The organism is Pseudovibrio japonicus (assembly GCF_014651595.1).
In the GTDB taxonomy this organism is placed as follows: Bacteria; Pseudomonadota; Alphaproteobacteria; order Rhizobiales; family Stappiaceae; genus Pseudovibrio; species Pseudovibrio japonicus.
The window spans coordinates 420,766-440,726 of record NZ_BMXE01000003.1; the positions used below are offsets into that span (position 1 = coordinate 420,766).

Annotated in this window: 18 protein-coding genes and 1 riboswitch; of the genes, 11 read left to right on the forward strand and 7 right to left on the reverse strand. The window is 53.9% G+C overall.

Annotated features, from left to right (window positions below; genetic code table 11):
• Positions 1-109, forward strand: a riboswitch (TPP riboswitch).
• Positions 110-150: 41 nt separating this feature from the next.
• The 4 genes from IE076_RS10435 to IE076_RS10450 all read left to right on the forward strand — a co-directional run bounded on the left by IE076_RS10435 (position 151) and on the right by IE076_RS10450 (position 4,397).
• The gene (locus tag IE076_RS10435; RefSeq protein WP_189436709.1) at positions 151-909 is read left to right on the forward strand and encodes a hydroxyethylthiazole kinase; all 759 of its coding nucleotides are present in this window, start codon (positions 151-153) and stop codon (positions 907-909) included.
• Complete coding sequence (thiD, locus tag IE076_RS10440) at positions 906-1,721, forward strand: bifunctional hydroxymethylpyrimidine kinase/phosphomethylpyrimidine kinase (protein ID WP_189436710.1); 816 nt, start codon at positions 906-908, stop codon at positions 1,719-1,721. Before IE076_RS10435 ends, thiD begins: the two co-directional genes overlap by 4 nt.
• A gap of 12 nt (positions 1,722-1,733) precedes the next feature.
• Complete coding sequence (locus IE076_RS10445; RefSeq protein WP_189436711.1) at positions 1,734-2,837, forward strand: TRAP transporter substrate-binding protein; 1,104 nt, start codon at positions 1,734-1,736, stop codon at positions 2,835-2,837.
• Positions 2,838-3,128: 291 nt separating this feature from the next.
• A complete protein-coding gene (locus IE076_RS10450) occupies positions 3,129-4,397 on the forward strand; it encodes an OmpP1/FadL family transporter (protein ID WP_189436712.1) in 1,269 nt (422 codons plus the stop codon).
• A gap of 79 nt (positions 4,398-4,476) precedes the next feature.
• Here IE076_RS10450 and IE076_RS10455 read toward each other — a convergent pair whose 3' ends face one another.
• Complete coding sequence (locus IE076_RS10455) at positions 4,477-5,256, reverse strand: SDR family oxidoreductase (RefSeq protein ID WP_189436713.1); 780 nt, start codon at positions 5,254-5,256, stop codon at positions 4,477-4,479.
• Positions 5,257-5,600: 344 nt separating this feature from the next.
• Between IE076_RS10455 and IE076_RS10460 the strand changes: the two genes are divergently transcribed.
• Together IE076_RS10460 and IE076_RS10465 are read left to right on the forward strand one after the other, a co-directional pair.
• Complete coding sequence (locus IE076_RS10460) at positions 5,601-6,407, forward strand: UDP-2,3-diacylglucosamine diphosphatase (protein ID WP_189436714.1); 807 nt, start codon at positions 5,601-5,603, stop codon at positions 6,405-6,407.
• Positions 6,408-6,645: 238 nt separating this feature from the next.
• Entirely contained in the window at positions 6,646-7,665 is a 1,020-nt protein-coding gene (locus IE076_RS10465) for a threonine ammonia-lyase (protein ID WP_189436715.1), read from the forward strand.
• Positions 7,666-7,730: 65 nt separating this feature from the next.
• On the opposite strand, the gene IE076_RS10470 is transcribed toward IE076_RS10465, so the two are convergent.
• The gene (locus IE076_RS10470; RefSeq protein WP_209009022.1) at positions 7,731-8,846 is read right to left on the reverse strand and encodes a protein phosphatase CheZ; all 1,116 of its coding nucleotides are present in this window, start codon (positions 8,844-8,846) and stop codon (positions 7,731-7,733) included.
• 199 nt (positions 8,847-9,045) lie between these two features.
• On the opposite strand from IE076_RS10470, the gene IE076_RS10475 reads away from it, so the two are divergent.
• Positions 9,046-10,197 (forward strand): MFS transporter, encoded by a 1,152-nt coding sequence (locus IE076_RS10475; protein WP_209009023.1) that lies wholly within the window; start codon positions 9,046-9,048, stop codon positions 10,195-10,197.
• Between the two features lie 46 nt (positions 10,198-10,243).
• Here the strand turns inward: IE076_RS10475 and dgcA are convergent, their stop codons facing one another.
• Positions 10,244-11,227, reverse strand: coding sequence for an N-acetyl-D-Glu racemase DgcA (gene dgcA / locus IE076_RS10480; RefSeq protein WP_189436717.1), 984 nt, complete (start codon positions 11,225-11,227; stop codon positions 10,244-10,246).
• Entirely contained in the window at positions 11,224-12,237 is a 1,014-nt protein-coding gene (gene dgcN, locus IE076_RS10485) for an N-acetyltransferase DgcN (RefSeq protein ID WP_189436718.1), read from the reverse strand. The genes dgcA and dgcN overlap by 4 nt, the downstream gene beginning before the upstream one ends.
• 108 nt (positions 12,238-12,345) lie before the next feature.
• On the opposite strand from dgcN, the gene IE076_RS10490 reads away from it, so the two are divergent.
• From IE076_RS10490 to IE076_RS10505, 4 genes are read left to right on the forward strand one after another with little or no spacing between them, the layout of a single operon-like run.
• Positions 12,346-13,494: an ABC transporter permease gene (locus IE076_RS10490; RefSeq protein ID WP_189436719.1), complete on the forward strand. Its 1,149-nt coding sequence runs from the start codon at positions 12,346-12,348 to the stop codon at positions 13,492-13,494.
• Between the two features lie 29 nt (positions 13,495-13,523).
• Positions 13,524-14,315: an ABC transporter ATP-binding protein gene (locus tag IE076_RS10495; RefSeq protein WP_189436923.1), complete on the forward strand. Its 792-nt coding sequence runs from the start codon at positions 13,524-13,526 to the stop codon at positions 14,313-14,315.
• 9 nt (positions 14,316-14,324) lie between these two features.
• Entirely contained in the window at positions 14,325-16,262 is a 1,938-nt protein-coding gene (locus tag IE076_RS10500) for an MlaD family protein (protein WP_189436720.1), read from the forward strand.
• A 10-nt stretch (positions 16,263-16,272) separates the two neighbouring features.
• Positions 16,273-17,067, forward strand: a complete 795-nt coding sequence (locus tag IE076_RS10505) for an ABC-type transport auxiliary lipoprotein family protein (RefSeq protein WP_189436721.1) — start codon at positions 16,273-16,275, stop codon at positions 17,065-17,067.
• A gap of 65 nt (positions 17,068-17,132) precedes the next feature.
• On the opposite strand, the gene IE076_RS10510 is transcribed toward IE076_RS10505, so the two are convergent.
• The 3 genes from IE076_RS10510 to IE076_RS10520 all read right to left on the reverse strand — a co-directional run bounded on the left by IE076_RS10510 (position 17,133) and on the right by IE076_RS10520 (position 19,874).
• Positions 17,133-18,434, reverse strand: a complete 1,302-nt coding sequence (locus IE076_RS10510; protein ID WP_189436722.1) for an SAM-dependent methyltransferase — start codon at positions 18,432-18,434, stop codon at positions 17,133-17,135.
• 178 nt (positions 18,435-18,612) lie between these two features.
• Positions 18,613-19,149 carry an NADPH-dependent FMN reductase gene (locus IE076_RS10515; RefSeq protein WP_189436723.1) on the reverse strand — a complete coding sequence of 179 codons (537 nt, stop codon included), beginning with the start codon at positions 19,147-19,149 and terminating at the stop codon, positions 18,613-18,615.
• Between the two features lie 32 nt (positions 19,150-19,181).
• Positions 19,182-19,874 (reverse strand): pirin family protein, encoded by a 693-nt coding sequence (locus IE076_RS10520; RefSeq protein WP_189436724.1) that lies wholly within the window; start codon positions 19,872-19,874, stop codon positions 19,182-19,184.
• Positions 19,875-19,961: the final 87 nt, after the last annotated feature.

Consider the following 19,961-nt stretch of genomic DNA (forward strand, 5'->3'; position numbering starts at 1 on the left):
TCGAACCAATGGGGGTGCCCGAAAATGAGTGACGGGCTGAGAGGCAGGATGCCAACTCCTAGAACCTGATCCGGATTGTGCCGGCGGAGGGAATTGGGATGAGTACTCGCGTAATCGTTCCCGCCGAAACCGATAGGGGAGCGACAACACATGTCCTACACAGCTGAAGATCTCTGGCAGGTCGTTGAGAGAGTGCGTGAGCGCGGTGTGCGTGTGCATTGTCTGACAAACTCTGTTGCGCAGAACATCACCGCGAATGTGATGCTGGCCTGTAACATTGTTCCATCTATGACATCCTCACATGATGAAATTCCAGCGTTTATAGAGAGCGTTGACGGGTTGCTCATCAATCTTGGAACGCTGGATGGCAAGCGACGGCATGGGATCCGGCTGGGGTTGGAAGGGGCTGCCAAGAAATCTATCCCCGTGGTGCTGGATCCGGTTAAGGTTGATCGCTCGGGTATTCGCATGGAGTTTGCCAAGGATATCTTGAGAGAGAACGTTTCGATCCTCAAAGCGAACATGAGGGAGAGCGCTGGACTAAGCGGAGCGGTTCGCGAAGATACATTGGTTGTGCGTACGGGTAACGAGGATGCTGTGTTTGGCCGCGAGGTGACCCATATAGTCAGCAACGGGCATGTTTACATGGACAAGGTAACCGGGACCGGGTGTGCGCTGGGCGGTTTACTTGCCGGGTTTGCGGCGCTGGAGCCTAATCAAGAGTTGGCCATGCTTGCTGCGCTGGCGTTTTACGGTGTGTGTGGTGAGCTTGCCGCAGAACAGGCTAAGGGACCGGGAAGCTTCACGCCAGCTTTCATCGATAGTCTTTATGGCTTGGAGGCCGAGCAGTTCAATGAGCGTCTTAAGCTTGAAACAATGAATAATAAAGGTGGGGTTGTTGCCGTATGAGTGCGATTGCAGTCACGATTGCAGGTTCCGATTCCGGCGGCGGTGCGGGAATTCAGGCAGACCTCAAGTCATTTTCGGCCTGTGGTGTTTACGGGGCAAGTGTGATCACGGCCCTGACGGCGCAAAACACGATGGGTGTGAGCGGTATTCATGACGTGCCGCCAGAGTTTATAGCGGCGCAGATGGATGCGGTGTTTTCCGATCTGAGGGTGGATGCCGTGAAAATCGGTATGCTGTCACAGCCGAAAATTATAGATGTAATTGCCACAAAGTTGACTGAATATGGTGTTAGCCGCGTTATTCTTGATCCGGTGATGGTGGCTACTTCCGGCGATGTTTTGCTGCAAAACTCCGCGGTTTCCGTGTTGAAGCAGAAGTTGTTTCCGCTGGCGACACTCATTACGCCGAACATGCAGGAAGCGGCTTTCCTGCTTGATGAGGCGGTGGCTGGATCTCGGGAAGACATGCACAGACAGGCGCTGATGCTGCTGGATATGATGGCGGCTGAGGGCGCACGTGGGGTTCTGCTCAAGGGCGGGCACGGTTCAAGCGAGACCTGTGACGATCTATACCTCTCCCGGAGTGTGGAGAGGTGGTATACAGCTCCTAGATATAAAACGAAGAACACGCATGGTACGGGGTGCTCCCTGTCCTCTGCGATTGCAGCCGGTCTGGCCAAAGGGCTGGAGCTGGAAGATGCAATATTTGAAGCAAAAGAGTATATTAGTCAGGCGATCAAAGCTGCGGATATGCTTGATATTGGCAAGGGACATGGGCCTGTGCACCATTTTTACGAGTTCTGGTCGGATTAAAAGGCGGTGATAATGACCAAGAAGAAAGAACAGATGCTGACCCGCCGTCAGGCGCTTGGGCTTACTGCTGGGGCGGTTGCCGGAAGCGCTGCGCTTACTGCACCTGCTCTGGCTGAAAAGACTGCGACAGTGATCGAGTGGCGCATGGTGACCAGCTGGCCCAAAAACCTGCCGGGTCCGGGGATGTCTGCGCAACGGATTTGTGATCGCATCAACACCATGAGTGATGGTGCGATGCGCGTTCGTCTGTTTGCTGCGGGTGAGTTGGTGCCAGCCTTTGAAGTGTTTGATACGGTTTCAAGCGGTACAGCACAGATGGGCCATTCTGCTGCCATGTACTGGGCTGGAAAGATGCCCGGTTCCGTGTTCTTTACAACCGTCCCATTTGGGCTACTGCCGCAAGAACATACTGCCTGGGTGGATCAGATGGGCGGTCAGGAACTGTGGGATGAGCTGTACGCTCCGTTTGGCGTCAAGCCGTTCATGGGTGGTAACTCCGGTCCGACTATGGCCGGTTGGTACCGTGATCCTGTAGAGACACTGGATGACCTGAATGGCCGCAAGCTGCGCATTGCAGGTCTGGGCGGTGAGATCATGCGTAAGCATGGGGTAACGCCGGTTAGTATTCCAAGTTCGGAAATGTACACCAGCCTGCAGACAGGTGTGGTTGATGGTGTTGAGTTCCTCGGCCCATGGAGTGACAGTTCATTGGGCTTCCAGAAACTGGTGAAGCACTATTATGGCCCAGGCTTCAATAAGCCAAACGGGACTGGCGAAGCGCTCGTGAATGCTGTGGCTCTGGAAGGGCTATCTAAGGATTTGCAGGCGGTTGTTGCAGAGGCTTGCCGTGTGGAAGCCGATGTGGCGCTTGCTGAGGCCAACGCTCAAAACGCAGCAAGCCTGAAGCTGCTGCAGGAAGAGCATGGAGTTGTGGTGCGCGAGTTCCCGGAGGAGGTTCTGGCCGCTTTGCGGGTGACCAGTGCTGAAGTGCTGGACGAGTACACGCAGGACGACAAAGCTGCCCGTGAGATTTATGAGAACTACATGACAGCACAGGAAACCCTTGCGGGGTGGAGCACGCTTTCATTGGGCGAAAACATCGCTGCACGCGGCTAATCAGCGGATCAAACTTTGTTTGAAGGCCCCTCTCTTTGGAGGGGCTTTTACTTTGCGGATTTTTTGTCACAGATAATGTGTCGTAGGCCCTCCTGAAATACGAATAATCAGGTGGCTGTATACTTGTTTTCTCTGGTTGTTTTCTGAAGTTTTCGAGCCATCCCTTCAAATGTACGAGTGCAATTACTCTTCAATATTTTCAACTCTGGTGTTAGGAGCCGAATCAATACGTACCACTTAGTTTGATCATGGCGCTGCTTGCTTGTTTCTTGAGAACAGAAAGTATCGTGCATGTCCCGATATCTAACGATCACGATTGCCAGCCTTTCTTCTTTGCTGATCGCCTCAAGCGCCTATGGCGGGGCTTTTGCGGTTCGGGAGCAGTCGTCGTGGTATCAGGGACTTTCCTTTGCAGGCAATGCGACGCACTCCAAAAGTCTTTCCAGCATGTATTGGAATCCGGCAACCATGACAGGTCATGAGGGGTGGCAGGGGGAAACATCGCAAACGGTTGTGTTTCCCAATGCAACGGTCAGTCTGGATGTGGCGACGATTGATCTTATTGGCATTCCGATTGTGGACGTCCCCTATTCCTCTGGTGACATTGGTGTGGATGCGTGGGTGCCTGCGAGCTACAGCACGTGGCAGGCCAATGATCGCGTGACGCTTGGTGTCAGCACCAATGCGCCGTTTGGTTTTGAAACCAAGCCTCGGATCGAGTGGGCCGGGCAAACCTATGCGCGCTCGTCCCGCGTGCTCACCGTCAACGTTACCCCGATGGCTTCGGTAAAGTTGACTGAGAAGTTTTCTGTCGGGGCAGGGGTTCAAGTTGAATACATTCAAGTACGTTTGAAATCCGCCGCCGGTGTGCCGCCCATTGTGCCCAAGGCACCAACTGTGGAATTGCGGGGGGAAGACAACAACCTGGGTGTTGGGGCAACACTTGGTGCTCTGTTCAGGCCGTGGGAAGGCACCCAGTTTGGGATCGGATACCGGTCTCCCATCGAGCATAATCTGAAAGGGCGTCTTGTTGTTGGTGGCGACCCGCCACTGCCTATTCGTGCAACCATCGTTATGCCGGAAACCGTGACGGTTTCTTTTCAGCAGGAGCTGACAGAAGAATGGCGCGGGATGGGGACGTTTGAATGGACTCACTGGTCGCGGTTCGGGACCTTCCCAGTTTTCAATTTACAGGGCCAGATGGTGGCGGATCTGCCGTTTCAGTACAATGACGGTTACTTCCTCTCGTTGGGGACTGAATATGACTTCCACCAGCGTGTTACTGGCCGGTTCGGGTTGGCCTATGAATGGTCGCCCATTGATGAACACAACCGGACACCGCGTCTGCCGGACTCAAACCGGTTCTGGCTCAGCGCGGGTCTCAGTTATTTCCATAATGAATGGATCGAGGTGGATGTGGGCTATTCGCACCTGTTCCCTGAAAGCTCCAATATCAATATCAACCCAGCGCACCCAGCCTATGAGGGGATCACTATTCAGGGGCCGGTGAAGAACACTCATGTTGATATTGTCAGCGTGGGTGGACGCTTGAAGTTCTAGGGTATGTGAGTTTGTTGGCCTTCGCGCAGTGCGGCTGCGGGAAGGCCTTCTGTAATCGTGGGCTTGTTGGGCGTGTGGTTTAGAATGCGCTTGGGAACAGGCCGCCGTCGACAAGGAGGTTCTGACCAGTAATGTAGCCGGAATGGGCGGAGCACAGGAAGGCACAGGCTTTGCCGAACTCGTTGGGATCGCCAAGGCGTTTTGCTGGGATCTGTTGTGAGGATAACCGCTTTGCTTCTTCAATGGAGATGCCGGATTGCTTTGCCTCACGTTCGAAACCGCCTTTCAGGCGATCAGTATCGAACCTGCCGGGCAAGACGTTGTTGATTGTGACGTTGTACTGGGCGTACTGGCGGCAGACACCGGCCAGAAAAGCGGTGAGGCCAGCGCGGGCGCCACTGGACAGGTCCAGTCCCTCGATGGGCATCTTAACGGAGGAGGAGGTGATGTTGACGATGCGTCCGAAACGGCGCTCTGCCATGCCGTCGATTACGGCTTTGATCAGTTCGATGGGCGTGATCATGTTCTGGACCACGCCTTCCTGAATGGACTGGCGGTCGAGCTCCTTGAAGTCCCTGCGTGGTGGACCACCGTTGTTGTTGACGAGGACATCGGGATTGGGACAGGCGTTGAGTACAGCTTGCTGGCCTTCTGGTGAGGAGATATCGGCTGCAACTGGTGTGACGTTGATGTTGTGCTTTGCTGCCAGCTCCTGAGCAACCTGATCGAGAAGTTGCTCGTTGCGGCCATTGATCACCAGATCGCAGCCAGCCTCGGCCAGTGCCTTTGCTGTTCCCAGGCCCAGCCCACGGCTGGAGGCGCATATAATGGCTTTACGGCCCTCAAGTCCCAAGTGCATATTGATATCCTGCTGAATTTGAGCATGCAAGATGCTCTAGGCTATTGTTTCTTATGCGTTTTGCCGAGGGTTGGGACCCTGTTTCGGCAAGGTGCAGTGTGATTTTCAAGCTGCAGCTTAGCGTTTGTGAAGGCTTTGAGCCAGTGGTGATCAAGCTTAGCGACTTGATAGGATAATCACTTGAATTGCAGGCAGTTGTTTTTTAGTCCCCTAAGAAACGGGGAGTATTGTTGCTTGTGGTTCATGCAAGAAACTGCAAGGGTTGAGTATCTGTAACCTTGTCATAATTGTTTCTTCTGAATCAATTTAAAGGAAAGAGAATTTCTTATTCCGGAGGCTACGTGGTGACCGGGGATTCTACTGGAAAGAAGTACAGAAGCTTATTTATATCTGACGTGCATCTGGGCATACGCGGGTGTCAGGCAGATCTGTTGCTGGACTTTCTGGGGCAAAGTGATGCCGACACGATTTATCTCGTCGGAGATATCATTGATGGCTGGCGGTTGAAACGGTCCTGGTATTGGCCGCAACTCCATAACGATGTGGTGCAAAAGCTGTTGGGCAAGGCGCGTAATGGCGCGCGAGTGGTCTACATTCCCGGCAATCATGATGAATTCCTTCGGGACTTCCTAGGCATTCACTTCGGTGGGGTGGAGGTGGTTAATCAGATCATCCATGAAGGCGCCAACGGCAAGAAGTATCTGGTTATTCATGGCGACCAGTTTGACGTGGTTGTGCGCCACGCCAAGTGGCTGGCCTTCCTTGGAGACTGGGCTTACGCAGCGGCGCTCAACATGAATACGGTGGTGAACTATTGCCGCCGTAAGTTGGGACTGACCTACTGGAGCATGTCCGCATGGGCGAAGCTGAAGGTCAAGAACGCGGTCAACTTCATCGGCAAGTTCGAGGATACACTGGTATCTGAAGCACAGCGTCAGGGCGTGGATGGGGTGATTTGTGGTCACATCCACCATGCAGCTGATCATGAGGACCATGGTATCCACTACATCAATACGGGTGATTGGGTTGAAAGCTGTACCGCGGTTGCGGAGAACTTTGATGGAACCTTTGAGATTATTCGTTGGGGTAACAGCAAGCGGACAGAAGCTGAGCCTGAGAAAGCGAATTCCCAGAGCCGCGTCGCGGCATGACACGATGCTGATAGATACTGATCTGTGAGATTCCAAGATCAATCGCGTTATGCGGAAGCTGAAGCAGCCGATGATCCTGTGATTTCTGCAGGATCTTTGGGAAAGTTTGAGCGGATGCAGATTTCTTCTAAGATATGTCAGTGGTTGAGTGAAGTCTTTTAGCAGCGTGCGAATATCTGAGGTTCCGAACAATTTGCGTGCTATACAGGGCAGCGTATTGCAGTTGTCCGAGGTTGTTATGATTTTAGATGTTTCCACTCCCGTTGAACTTACGTTCTCCGAAATCGAAAAAGCAAAGGCGAGAGTGCAAGGGTATGCCAGTCAGACACCGTTATTGAACTTTCCAGTTTTAGATGAGCGTGTGAATGGCCGGGTTTTCATCAAGGCGGAAAACTTGCAACGAACCGGCTCCTTCAAGTTTCGTGGGGCGTTTAACCGTCTGTCCCTGATCCCGCAGGAGCAACGTGCGGCTGGTGTGGTTGCGTGTTCTTCCGGTAACCATGCGCAAGGGGTCGCAGCTGCGGCGAAGATCCTTGGTTTTCCGGCAGTGATTGTCATGCCGGAAGATGCGCCTGCGCTGAAGATCCAACGTACCAAAGCACTGGGTGCGGAGGTCGTTCTTTATGACCGTGAGCACGAAGACCGCGAAGAAATTGCAAAACGGATCTGTAAGGAACGGGGTGCGACCTTTATTCATCCTTATAATGACAGTGGTGTGATTGTGGGGCAGGGCACGGCTGGTCTTGAGATTGCTGAGCAGTGTGAGGTTCTGGGTGTCACGCCTGATTTGTTGATCAGCTGCGCTGGCGGCGGTGGTCTGACCGGCGGGGTTGCGCTGGCGCTGGAAGAAAAACTGCCTGACTGCAAGATCTATACCTCAGAACCTGCCGGATTTGATGATTACGCACGCTCGCTTGCTGCGGGTAAGAGGGTACGCAATGCGGCGCTTGGTGGGTCGGTCTGTGATGCGGTGCTGACCGAGACACCGGGAGATAAGGGCTTTTCGATCCTGAGCAGGCGCCATGCACAGGGCCTTGTGGTCACTGATGAAGAGGCGCTGAACGCGGTTGCCTTCGCCTATTTTGAGCTGAAGCTGGTTGTGGAGCCGGGAGCTGCTGTTGCGTTGGCTGCTGTTCTTTCCAACAAGATTGACATTGAAGGCAAGACTGCGGTGATCATGATCTCTGGCGGGAATGTGGACCCAGCTATTTTTGAGAGGGCGTTGAAACAGTACGGCGATGTGAGAACATCTGCCTAACAAACGAAGCCGTTTGCACGGGACAGGGTGCAAACGGCTCGAACTAGCGTTGTCTTGGCTCCTATTCAGGAGAACAGTGCAAGGCGCTCGCCCGTTGACAGGTTGTGCAATGGGTCTGTGTTGCTGCTGCGCGGGGAGGTGAGCGGTGGAGACTGCCCTTCGATTTCGATAGGGCTCTCGTTCAAGTCCTCCTGAACAGGTGCTTCAGCCTCATTAGCACCCTCAGTCGTGACCTGATCCTCTTTATCGGAGACAGCTGGTTGTGGTTCGTCCCCAGCGCTGGGCGGCTTTTCAGCGACCTGCGGCGGGGAGGATTGTGCTGGTTCCTCATTGGGTTCTGCTGAGGGTTCAGCTGGCGCTTCCTGCTGGCCTTCCTCCGTTTTTGCTTCCGCTGAAAACTGGATCACGTTTTCGCTCAAGCCATCTTCAGGCGTGGCAGGGGTAGCGTCGAACAAAGCATCGATATCCGCCTGATCCACACCTTCACCATCCAATTGCGGGCCGTTGAGCAGGTGTGCGTCAGGGCGCTTGTCGATGTGGCGCCCGTCTTCTTCCTGAACGTCGTCCAGATTGACTTTAGGCCGGTCTTCATCAGACAGGTCGACGCCCCAGATGCGGATCATCTTGGAGATGCGGTCTTCAAGGTAATGGAGCGCTTTGACAACCTTGTTTATGCGCTGGCCTGTCAGGTCCTGGAAGGAACAGGCCATAAGGATTTCCATGGCCATTTCTTCAATGGCATCGCAGGGAGCGTCTTCAGCGCCAGAGGCACGGAGTTTGTCCACCAGGTCCTGAATGGCTTCGGAGGATTCCAGAATAACCTGTGTTGCGCTTTCTGTAGATGTGACGATCGCGTCCAGCTCGTTTGAGGCGGCTGCAAAGCGATTGTTGTCGGCATTTTCCAGTTTGATCTTCGAGACTTCGTCTTTGGTTCTCTCGATTGCCTCATACATTTCATAGGTGTGCAGGCGGTAGCTTTCCATCTCCGATGGCAGTTCGCGCTCAACCAATGTTTTTTCAAGTCGCCTTACAGCCTCCAAAAGGTCATCTGCTTCGGCGGATCTGTTCAGTGTGAGGTGATCATGAAGGAAAGCGCGGCCTCTCTCGGTTTCTGAGAGTGCGCTTTTGATGGCATCAAATTCCTCGGGGTTCAAAAGGACCTTTCGGTTGTTGCCAGCCATAAGTGGCTCCTTCATAACTAACTAAGATAATACTACAAGTTTATATAATGGATCCTACGGCTAATAATTGGTTTACATTGATTTGAATAGTCCCTATTAGCACAAGTGATAGGAGTATCCCTTTCCATCCGTGTCTGCGGGTGCTCTCAACCTCCATTTGTAGTGTTTTCCAATGTCTATGCCCGGAAAAACTTCCCCATTGGGGAAGACCAGTAACCTATTCTGGATTGCCACTGGCGTGAGTGGTTTGTTTGCGACGTTCAACTTCGCGAATGCGTTCTTTATCGCGTATTTTCCTCTGTTTTTGAAGGATATTGAATTCACTTCCGTGCAGATTGCAATGGTGATTGCACTGCCGAATATTGTGCGCATTTTTGCAACGCCGGTGATGACGAGTATCTCGGACCGGTCCGGACGCAGACGCCATTCCATGGCGCTGTTCAGCATCATCGCACTGGCCTCATTCTGGGTGCTGGTCTACTCTAGCGAGTATTGGACCGTAATCGGTCTGGTTGTGTTCCTCTCGGTTTTCTACGTTCCCATTCAGCCTTTACAAGATGCATATGCATATGAAACTGACCACACGCTTGGCCTGAATTACGGGCGGATGCGGTCATGGGGTTCCATTTCATTTGTGGTGGCGACCCTGATTGGTGGGTGGTATCTGTCATTTGGCGCTGCAGCTGATCTGTTGTTCCTGATCGTGGGCAGCCTTGCGCTGCTGGCCCTGCTGGCTGTGCTATTGCCGGGTATGCCATCGGAGAGCCGTCGCACCACGCGGGAAAGTGTCTGGTCTGCTAAGGAGTTGCGTGACCCTCAGTTCCTGCTTGTTGTTCTGGCCGGTGGCCTGTTGCTTGGCAGTTTTTCCGCGCTTTATGCGTTCGCCAGCATCTACTGGTTGTCTGTGGGTATCAGCGATGGAATGGTGGGCGGCCTGTGGGCGATTGGTACGATTGCTGAAATCGGCATCTTTGTGTGGGGCAACTTCTTCATGCGCCATCTTGGGGCATGGGGTATGATGGTCACAGGCGGTGTGGCGAGTATCATTCGCTGGATGCTGTTCCCGTTTGCGACAGAAACATGGTCCGCAGTACTTCTTCAGCTGCTGCATGCGGGGAGCTTTGGCATGGTGTTTCTGGGCATGGTTGCCTACACCTCCAAGTTGGTTTCCAGTGAGCGGCTTGGTACTGCTCAGGGGCTGACACAGACTGCTTTTGGGGTGGTTATGGGCGTGAGTGGTATTGCCAGTGGCTGGCTCTACGAGGTTGAGCAGGCCTATGCCTTCTATCTTATGGCCGGGACTTGCTGTGCAGGTGTTCTCACGCTGATGTTTGTAACAAAGCGTGTTTGATTAGAGAAAGGCGGCCTCGATGTGAGAGCCGCCTTTTTCATATGGTTTAGCCCCAGAGCTGCGGGGAAGGCGGATGCATCAAGCTCCCGTCAAAACGGATGGGGTGCTCGCGGTCTTTGGCGAGCAGGAGTGGTCCGTCCAGATCAACGTAGTCCGCATTTTGTGCCAGCAGCATGGCCGGGGCCATGGCCAGAGATGTGGCGAGCATGCAGCCGACCATAATGACGTAGTTCATCTCTTCTGCTTTGCGTAGCAGCTTCAACCCTTCAGTCAGACCTCCGGTCTTGTCGATCTTGATGTTGATGGCTGAGTAGCGGTCGCGCAGGCTTTCCAGATCGGCGGAGGTGTGCAGGCTTTCATCGGCACAGATGGGGATGAGGTGCTCCACATCGGCCAAAATAGCGTCCTTGCCTGCGGGCAGAGGCTGTTCCACCAGTCCAACGTCTGCTTGCTGGCAGGCTTTGATGTTGGCTTCCAGATTGGCTTCTGACCAGCCTTCGTTGGCATCCACAATCAGCTTGCTGTTTGGGGCGGCTTGCCGGACGGCTGCGATGCGCTCCACATCTCCATCCCCAGCCAGTTTGACCTTGAGGAGTGGACGGCTTGCGGCTTTGACTGCGTCTTGCGCCATCTTTTCTGGTGTGCCGACCGAGATGGTGTAGGCGGTCTGCAGAATGCGCTGGGATTTGATTCCGACAAGTTCAGCCACGGTGGTGTTCTGGCGTTTGGCGGTAAGGTCCCACAGGGCGCAGTCAACGGCGTTTCTAGCGGCTCCTGCGGGGATGAGGCTTTGCAGCTCTTCCAGAGTGATGCCCGCCTCAATGGCGGTACGGGCTGCTTCGATTTGAGCGGTGACGCTCTCGACGCTTTCGCCGTACCGTGGGTAGGGCACGCATTCACCGCGGCCTACATGGCCGTCCTGTGTGAGGCTGGCGGTGAGCACGTTGACTTCGGTTCGCGAGCCACGGGCGATGGTAAAACTTCCCGCAATCGGAAAGGTTTCGGCTTCAATAGACAGACGACAGGTCAAACCAGCTTAAACTCCGCGCAGATATGATCGATGATGGGATCGGTCCCGAAGCGGACAGGATCAGTTGCTGGCAGTTTATGTTTTTCGCCGAGTTCTTCAATCAGACTTTTTGCATGATTTTCAGATAGCATCATGGTGTTGATGGCCAAGCCGGCACAGCGGATATCCGGATTGGTGAGGCGGCCAAGCATTACGGTCTGGTCTATGATTTCCTGTATGGATGGAATTGGTGTGGAGACGCCGCGCATGGTTGAGCGGGTTGGCTCATGACACACCACAAACGCGTCTGGCTGGGAGCCGTGGAGCAAGCCCAGGGAAACACCGGCAAATGAGGGGTGGAGCAGGGAGCCCTGACCTTCGATGACATCCCAGTGATCGTCTTTGGTCGCCGGGCTGAGGTGTTCGGCTGCGCCGGAGATAAAGTCGGAGATGACGGAGTCGATGGGTACACCGCGCTCGGCAATGAGGATGCCGGTCTGACCGGTTGCGCAGAAGTCGGCGCTGATGTTGCGCTCTGACAGTCCCTTTTGCAGGGCCAGTGCGCTGTATTTTTTGCCAACGGAACAGTCGGTGCCCACGGTGAGCAGGCGTTTGCCTGAGCGTTTTGCGCCATTGCCTGTGGGGAAGGTGAGGTCAGTAAAGCGTAGGTCGTGGAGTTTGCGGTCGTATTCTTCAGCGGCCTTGGCAATGGCTGGAATGTCGCCAAGGCGAATGTGCAAGCCAGCGGCTACATCGAGGCCGTTGTGGAGGGCTTTGACAATGGTTGCGATCCAGTGATCTGGCAGGACGCCGCCAGCATTGACGCAGCCGATAACCATGGTTTTTACGCCCTCTTGAGCGGCTTCTGCCAGGTTCATTTCTGGTAGAGTGGTGTGGGCTTTACAGCCGGGAAGCGAGATTTGTCCAAGACACCACTCCGGTCGCCAATCAAGTACGCCATGGGCCGTTTTCGCTGCGAGCTCGTCCTTTACATCCCCAAGAAATAAGAGATACGGCTTAGAAATAGACATTGTTTTTTCCGTTGTACTTGTGGCTGGATGAGGATTACTAGAGGACACACTACAGAAATCTGTATAGGATCAATAAGATTTTTAGATTCTGAGGCGCAAGGTCGCGAGATGATGCTGAGTGTCAAAATGGATGCGCCAGACCTGGTAACTGCAGAAGACGGTGGGTCACTTTTGCTGACAGCGTCGGGTGCCTGGGGGATCCGGCAGAGTGACAGTTGCGAAAAACTCATTGAACAAGCTGCGTCGCAGCCCGCGCATTCCACAATTCGTGTGGATCTTAAGTCCGTTAGCTTTCTTGATACGGCGGGTGCGTGGCTTTTGCAGCGATTCCAGATGGAGCAAGCCGAGCAAGGTCGCGATGTTAAATTCATCTATGAGGATGAACGTTTTGACATCCTGCTGAAAGAGGTGAAGCGGAGTGAGATCGACAATCCGCCCGAAGAACCTTTGCATAACTCTTTTGTCACTTATCTGGAATATGTGGGCAAGGCGACACGCCAGCTGGGCAACGACACGCGCGATGTTCTGGCGATGCTTGGGGCGATGACAGCGGCGGTCACTGCTGGTGTGGCCCATCCGAGCCGGATGCGACCCATTTCGATTGGTGTGCAGTTTCAGCGCTCGTGCATGGGTGCGGTGCCGATTGTCTGTCTGATGAGTTTCTTGATCGGTGGGATCATCGCCCAGCAGGGCGGGTTTTATCTGCGCCAGTTTGGTGCGGAGATCTTCGTGGTGGATCTTTCCGGTATTTTGGTTTTACGTGAGATCGGTGTCATCCTGACCGCGATTATGGTGGCTGGTCGCTCAGGTTCTGCTTACACGGCGGAACTTGGCTCCATGAAGATGCAGGAAGAGATTGATGCGCTTCAGGTAACCGGATTGCGGGTGACGGAAGTGTTGATCCTGCCGCGTCTTGTGGCGTTGATGATCGCTCTGCCGATCCTGGTTTTTCTGGCAAATCTCGCCGCTTTGGTCGGGGCCGGGCTGACTTGCTGGTGGTATCTGGGCATTGTGCCTTATTCCTTCCTTGCACAACTGCAGGCTGCTGTTACTGTTGACACCGCGCTGGTTGGCATTGTGAAAGCGCCGTTCATGGCTCTGATCATCGGGCTAATTGCATGCATGGAAGGCATGAAGGTTGAGGGCTCTTCGGAGTCTTTGGGACGCCATACGACTGTTTCTGTTGTGAAATCTATATTCATGGTCATCGTGGTGGATGGAGTTTTTGCTATCTTCTTCGCATCTATCGGGTTTTAACCGGCATGGGACACGAGCAAACAGGACAGATGAACGGATCAGGCACCGGTCCTCACACGCCCAATGGCCGGGAAGTTTTGCTACGGGTGCGGGATGTTACGGTTGGTTTTGGCCAGAAAATCATTCTAGAACACCTTGATATGGATGTTTATCGCGGTGAAGTGCTTGGCTTTGTGGGCGCGTCGGGCATGGGGAAATCCGTTCTCATGCGTACCGTTCTTGGCCTCACGCCGCGGCGCTCCGGCTCGATTGAAGTGTTTGGTCAGGATTATGATGAAGCCACGGACACCATGCGCCGCGAAATTGAGCAGCGTTGGGGCGTCCTGTTTCAGCAGGGGGCTTTGTTCTCCTCCCTGACTGTTCGGCAGAATATCCAGGTTCCAATGCGCGAGCATCTTACGCTGTCGTCCAGATTGCGTGATGAGCTGGCGCTGTTGAAGATCGAGATGGTCGGGTTGCCGCTGGATGCGGCGGACAAGCTGCCCTCTGAGCTTTCTGGTGGTATGATCAAGCGAGCGGCGCTGGCTCGTTCCTTGGCGTTGGACCCGGATCTGTTGTTCCTGGATGAGCCGACCTCGGGTCTGGATCCGATCGGGGCGGCTTCTTTTGATGAGCTTATCGTGAAGCTTAAAGAAACGCTTGGACTTACGGTCTATATGGTGACACATGATCTGGATAGTCTTCACAGTATCTGTGATCGCATTGCCGTCCTGGGTGAACGCAGGGTGTTGGTTGAAGGAACCATTGAAGATATGATGCAGGTCGAGCACCCTTGGGTTAAGTCCTATTTTCGCGGGGCACGTGCCCTCAAACGAGTGTAAGGAGGATGCATGGAAACCCGCGCAAATAACATCGCTATCGGTGCATTCGTTCTTGCAGTGGTCGCCATTGCCTTTCTGTTTACGTTCTGGTTGCTGAGCGCTGGTGATCGGTCCAGCCGTCGCGATATCAGGATTATCTTCCCCGGTGCCGTTACTGGTTTGCCGGTTGGCGGTCAGGTGCTGTTTAACGGCATTCGGATCGGTGATGTGAGCACGCTGACTTATGATCCTCAAAACCCACGCCTTGTGGTGGCGATTGTGCGCGTTGATGCTAATGCTCCGCTGCGCCGCGACACTGTAGCTTCTCTCGGGTTCACCGGTCTGACGGGTGTGGCTTATGTGGACCTTTCGGGCGGGTCTTCGGAAGCGCCGCCGCTGTTCTCGCAATCAACGGACACTGTTCCGGTGATGTATGCCCGCAGGTCCCAGTTTGAGGATTTGCTGCAAGGGGCAGGGGACATCATGCGTAAGGCAGACTCCACCCTGACGCATATTGATGAATTGGTGGTCAATGCCCGGCCTGAGGTGGAGCAGACCGTTCAAAACATTGAGGTCTTTACGCGCGCGCTGGCTGACAACGCGGATGGCGTGAATGATTTTCTTGCTGGCATAACCGAAACAAGCAGGGCGCTGACCGGGCTTTCCGGCAGGATCGGCAATCTGGTTGATCGCGGTGAGGAACTGCTTGCCAATGTGCCGCCGGACAAGCTGGGTGATATCGTTAATAACGTTGAGACGATGACCAATAAGCTGGCGAACTCTGCAGATGGCGTTGGTGATATCATTGATAACGGCAGGTTGGCTTCTGAGCAGCTGGTCGACTTTACAACTCAGCTTACTGATCAGCTGGGGCAGATTGAAGCTGTGATCTCAGCAGTCAGGCCCGAGGATGTGGAGCGCATCCTGAAAGGTGCTTCTGACCTTGGTGGCATACTGACAGAGCGTAGCGGCGACATCAATTCAATGCTCGCTGCTGCTTCCGTTATTGCGGAAAATGCGCGTGAGTTGAGCGTTGAGCTTGCCGAGAACAAAGATGCGATTGATCGCATTGTGGCAAATGCGGAAACTGCTTCTGACGAAATTGTTCTTACGACACAGAATATCAACAGGATACTGGATTCAGTCGGGTCCGAGCAGATTGGCAACATTGTCACCTCTGTCGAGACCGTGACGTCGATGCTTGCTGAAAAGGATGAGGTGCTTTCAAAAGCCATTGATGATGCGGGTGCAGCCACAGCCAACATTCGCGAAGTGAGCAACACGATTGCAGGTCGCAATAACGAGATCGATAATGTGATTATTTCTGCTCAGGAGATTGGAAATAATCTGAGCGATGCCTCCGATCAATTGAGCGAGACCATGGACAACGCAAATAATCTGATGTCGAACGCCAACGAGATTGTGGAGGCGATTGATCCTGCAGCCGTGTCCAATATTGTTTCGTCCGCTGATACAGTGGCATCGACACTTGCAGAAAAAGCGCCTGATCTTGCCACTGCGGTTGACGAAATCCAGAATGCTGCGCAATCGGTCAATAACATTGCTACGGAGCTGCAGCAAAAGGTTCCTGACATCAATAACGTGATTGATCAGGCGCAGACCATTGCAACCAACCTGACTGCTGCCTCAGAGCGTGTGAACACAATTTTGGGGAACGTGGACAGCATGGTTTCGGCTGACGGGCAGGGCTTTATTCAGGAAGCAACGGAAGCGGCAGCCTCAATCCGCAAGGTTGCAGATGCGTTTGCTGCACGTGCAGAGCCAATCTCGGCGGCCCTGTTGAAACTTAGCCAGCAAGGCGGACAGGACTTTACCGCAGCAATGCAGCAGTTAAACCAAACACTTATAGAAATTCGCCGTGCCGTGAGCAATTTTGATCGTAATCCGAACCGTGTGATTTTTGGCGGATCGGACACACCTGTCTTTAATGGTGGGCAGCGGCGTTGAGTTTTTTGTAATGATTGTCAAAGATGTAGATAAGCGACTCGAAATCATGCGGGTGGCTAATGGCGGTAAGCTGGAGCACGTGTTGTTCGGTTCAACAATAAAAAATCTGGGTTTTACTGCCGTTCTTTTGAGTGGTTTGGCAGGGTGTGGGGCAAGTGGCCCTGAGGCCCTGTATGGGTTGACTGCGCCAAGCACTGTTCCTGTTTCCGCGAGAGCTCCAGAGTATCAGGTGCTGGTTGCCAATCCGGCTGCTCTTCAGGCGCTGGATACGAACAATATCGCCGTGACACAGGGCGGTGGCCCGATTTATTCCTATTACCCGAGGGTGGCGTGGACCGATACGCTGCCTCGAGTCTTCCAAGCCAAGCTGATTGAAACGCTGGAGAATTCCGGCAGCTTGCGCGGCGTTGCCCAACCGGGGCAGGGGCTCTTGATTGACTATCAGCTGCAGACCACACTGCGGGCTTTTGAGCTGCAGGTGGACGGTGGTGATATGGCCTATGTGGAAGTGGCTGCGCGGCTTGTTGATGATCATGATGGTCGCTCTGTCGGGATGCGGGTGTTTTCCGCGACTGTTCCTACGACCGGCGATAGTTTGACTGATGCGATCCCGGCGCTCAATGCTGCCTCGGATAGCGTGCTGTCCCAGATTGCCAGCTGGTCAATCACCACGTTGTCCAGAATTACGCCTAGTCAGAGATCGGCTCAACAGGCTCAGCTGAACCGCCAACAGGGCGTAGCCAAGCGGCAGGTGGCGGTCGCCACCACGCCGGTGGTGCTTGAGTTGAACGGGACGGCGAACTAGCTTTAACCAGAAAGTGCGGAGGCTGCCTGCGGTGTTGCGGTTGCATGGCGCAGGCAATGCACTTCTTATCCTGTTGTTTCTTTGTACAAGTATTCCCGTGTCAGTGGCATGCCGGAGAGGGTTCTGGTTTTTCGGGTTGTGATTGTCTGGTAAATTAGCGCGCCGCCTCGCTCGAAGGTTATGGTTACACCAGCCAGATACAACACCCACGTGCGGTAGGTTTCTTCCCCCACAAGAGCGATTGCCTCCTCCTTGCGTGCCATAAGACGCCGTGCCCAGTGGCCGGTGGTCCGGTAGTAATGTTCCCGCCAGGCTTCCACGTCGTGCACTTCGAAGCCCGTGGATTCCAGATTGCGCAGGCTCATGCCGATATGGTCGACCTCTCCGCCGGGAAAGATATAGCGGATCAATGCCTTGTATACGGCAGTCTTTTTCATGAATAATTTGTCGGTGCGCTTGCCCGGCCTTGTTATTGCATGGTGCAGGTATATTCCGCGTGGCTCCAGCAGCTGTTTTACGGTTTTAAAGTAGGTCTGGTGATTGGCAATGCCGACGTGCTCGAACATGCCGATGGATGAGATCTTGTTGAACGTTCCTGTCAGCGTGGAAAAGTCCTGAAGCTCGATTGAGACCCGGTCCTCCAGTCCTCGTTCAGCGATGTTCTGGCGCCCGAGGATCACTTGCTGTTCGGAGAGCGTGACACCTATCGCTGTCACGCCGTAATGTTCTGCGGCGTGGCAAATAAGAGCGCCCCAACCACAGCCAATGTCCAGCAGTTTGTCGCCCGGTTTGAGCTGGAGCTTGCGGCAGATCATATCCAGCTTGTCGTATTGGGCCTGATCCAAAGAATTTTCTGCGTTGGTGAAGTAGCCGCAGGTGTAGACCATCCGTTTATCAAGGAATAACGCATAGAACTCATTGGAGACATCATAGTGGTGGGAGATGTTGCGTTTGTTGGAAGCCTCACTGCCGTCCCGAGCACCCTCGCCTGCTATCTTGACGCTTGAGCGCTGCTTCGAGGGAGCGAAGAGAAACGGCAGCGCTGCTTTGGCGAGCATCCACCGGTTCAATTCCTTCGCTATCGTGCTCAGTTTTCCAGTGGGCCGCAGTTGGGCCATTTCAAACAGGTCTGTATCTTCTATGTCGATCCGTTTTTGTACCCATGCGTCGATGAGCGTTTCTACATTGGGCCGTCGTATAAGAGCGGATATCACACCGGGATCGTTGATCACGAGCTTGGGTTTTGGAGAGACCTCGGGAATGGTGGAACCATCCCACAAGCGGAACCCGAATTTCAGCTGCATCTTTGCATGAATATGCTCCAATGCTTGTTTCAAAGACTTTAGCCGCCATGTCGCTTCTTGCATCACTGTTCCCCGACTGCTTCTTGTGAAATTCATCCTATCCGTTCCCTTGTTCCGCAAACATCCCTGAGTTGTTGGATGTTTTGGGGGTAGATGAGTTTGAAAAGGCCAGTGCGGGTATGATCGGGGCAACATTAAGGCTCCTGACTGGATCAGGAGCCTTAATGTTTCTTATGGTTGATCAGGCCGTAACGAGGGTGAGGTGTTGCACGGCGCTGTGGAGCTCGTTGATAGCTGCGGTATCTCGCAGCGCGTTGGCGTCCAAATCGAATTTGTCATAGAAGCTGGCAATCGACAGGGAGGCCTTCAGGTCCGCGCCGGTGAATGGAGCGGAGGTGACTGCGGCGTTCAGCACGCTGGAGGCGCCGCCTGGTCCTGGTGAGGTAGAGAGAAACACCGCTGGGGTGTTCTGGTAGACCTTCTGTTCGATGCGGCTAGCCCAGTCGTAAAGGTTCTTGTAGGCGGCGGTGTAAGAGCCGTTGTGCTCGGCAAAGGAGATCACCAGCGCATCTGCCTCTGCGATTTTTGCGAGGAAGTCTTTTGCCGCTTGTGGGTGGCCGAGCTCTTGCTCCTTGTCTTCACTGAAGAGGGGCAGGTCGAAGTCGTTGATGTCGAGCACTTCGACCTCGGCATCTTCGACGAGGGAAGCTGCATAGGTCGCGAGCTTCTTGTTGATTGAGCGTTTGCTGTTGCTTGCTGCAAGGGCGATCAGTTTCATGGGGTTTCTCCGGAATTGAACTGTCTGATTTCCTAAAATGTTTCGGTGTGTTGGATCAGCACGAGGCTGCTTGGGGTGTGGGCGACGAATTCCAGTGTGTCGCCTTCAATCAGGTCGCCTGATTTGACGGGGATCCCGTTTGCTGTTGCCTCACCTTCGTTTAGGAATGCGATGAAGGGATGATCGCTGGTTGCTTTATCGCCTTCGTTTAGCAAACCGATCTGCACGGTCATGGTGTTGTGGAATGTGTGCTGGTCGTTGCCGCCCAATACTGTTGTCAGCTTGCCCGGCTCCAGCTTGTAGTCCTGATAGCCTGGCTCAAGGCCTTTTTGGGGTGGTGCGAACCAGAGCTGGACCAGATCAGCTTTTTCGCCGTTGAGGCTGAACTCGGCATGTTCGATGCCGGTGCCAGCACGTTGAACTTGAATGCCAGGTCCTTCGATTTTGGTGCCGTGACCCATGGATCCTTCATGTCCGACTGCGCCGTTCGGGATGAAGCTAACGATGTCTACGTCGCGGTGTGGGTGCAGAGGGGCGCCGTCGTTAGGTTTGAAGTGGCCGGTTGCCAGGTACAGGAAGTCGCCGAGGCCATGGCTAATGTCAGTGCGGTTTGCCGCGTCCTTCCAGAGCTTAGGGTTCTGGACCATGCGGGTTTCGATAATTCCGGCAAAGCCGCCGAGTGGAAGGTCGTCGCGGTGAATGATGCGTGTGTTGTTCGTCTGCATTTGCTTGGCTCCTTGTTCCGTTAAAAAGAACCTAGCGGTGATTATGATATATTGATAATATTGAGTTCTCACTTAGATGATCTGATT

What these genes read in the sequence shown, in the direction of transcription:
- IE076_RS10495 (WP_189436923.1), top strand. Translation starts at nt 13,524, where the DNA reads ATGAACGGATCAGGCACCGGTCCTCACACGCCCAATGGCCGGGAAGTT.
- IE076_RS10450 (WP_189436712.1), top strand. Translation starts at nt 3,129, where the DNA reads ATGTCCCGATATCTAACGATCACGATTGCCAGCCTTTCTTCTTTGCTG.
- thiD (WP_189436710.1), top strand. Translation starts at nt 906, where the DNA reads ATGAGTGCGATTGCAGTCACGATTGCAGGTTCCGATTCCGGCGGCGGT.
- IE076_RS10455 (WP_189436713.1), bottom strand. Translation starts at nt 5,256, where the DNA reads ATGCACTTGGGACTTGAGGGCCGTAAAGCCATTATATGCGCCTCCAGC.
- IE076_RS10465 (WP_189436715.1), top strand. Translation starts at nt 6,646, where the DNA reads ATGATTTTAGATGTTTCCACTCCCGTTGAACTTACGTTCTCCGAAATC.
- IE076_RS10520 (WP_189436724.1), bottom strand. Translation starts at nt 19,874, where the DNA reads ATGCAGACGAACAACACACGCATCATTCACCGCGACGACCTTCCACTC.
- IE076_RS10435 (WP_189436709.1), top strand. Translation starts at nt 151, where the DNA reads ATGTCCTACACAGCTGAAGATCTCTGGCAGGTCGTTGAGAGAGTGCGT.
- IE076_RS10500 (WP_189436720.1), top strand. Translation starts at nt 14,325, where the DNA reads ATGGAAACCCGCGCAAATAACATCGCTATCGGTGCATTCGTTCTTGCA.
- IE076_RS10490 (WP_189436719.1), top strand. Translation starts at nt 12,346, where the DNA reads ATGATGCTGAGTGTCAAAATGGATGCGCCAGACCTGGTAACTGCAGAA.
- IE076_RS10470 (WP_209009022.1), bottom strand. Translation starts at nt 8,846, where the DNA reads ATGGCTGGCAACAACCGAAAGGTCCTTTTGAACCCCGAGGAATTTGAT.
- IE076_RS10510 (WP_189436722.1), bottom strand. Translation starts at nt 18,434, where the DNA reads ATGCAAGAAGCGACATGGCGGCTAAAGTCTTTGAAACAAGCATTGGAG.
- IE076_RS10505 (WP_189436721.1), top strand. Translation starts at nt 16,273, where the DNA reads ATGATTGTCAAAGATGTAGATAAGCGACTCGAAATCATGCGGGTGGCT.
- dgcN (WP_189436718.1), bottom strand. Translation starts at nt 12,237, where the DNA reads ATGTCTATTTCTAAGCCGTATCTCTTATTTCTTGGGGATGTAAAGGAC.
- IE076_RS10445 (WP_189436711.1), top strand. Translation starts at nt 1,734, where the DNA reads ATGACCAAGAAGAAAGAACAGATGCTGACCCGCCGTCAGGCGCTTGGG.
- IE076_RS10515 (WP_189436723.1), bottom strand. Translation starts at nt 19,149, where the DNA reads ATGAAACTGATCGCCCTTGCAGCAAGCAACAGCAAACGCTCAATCAAC.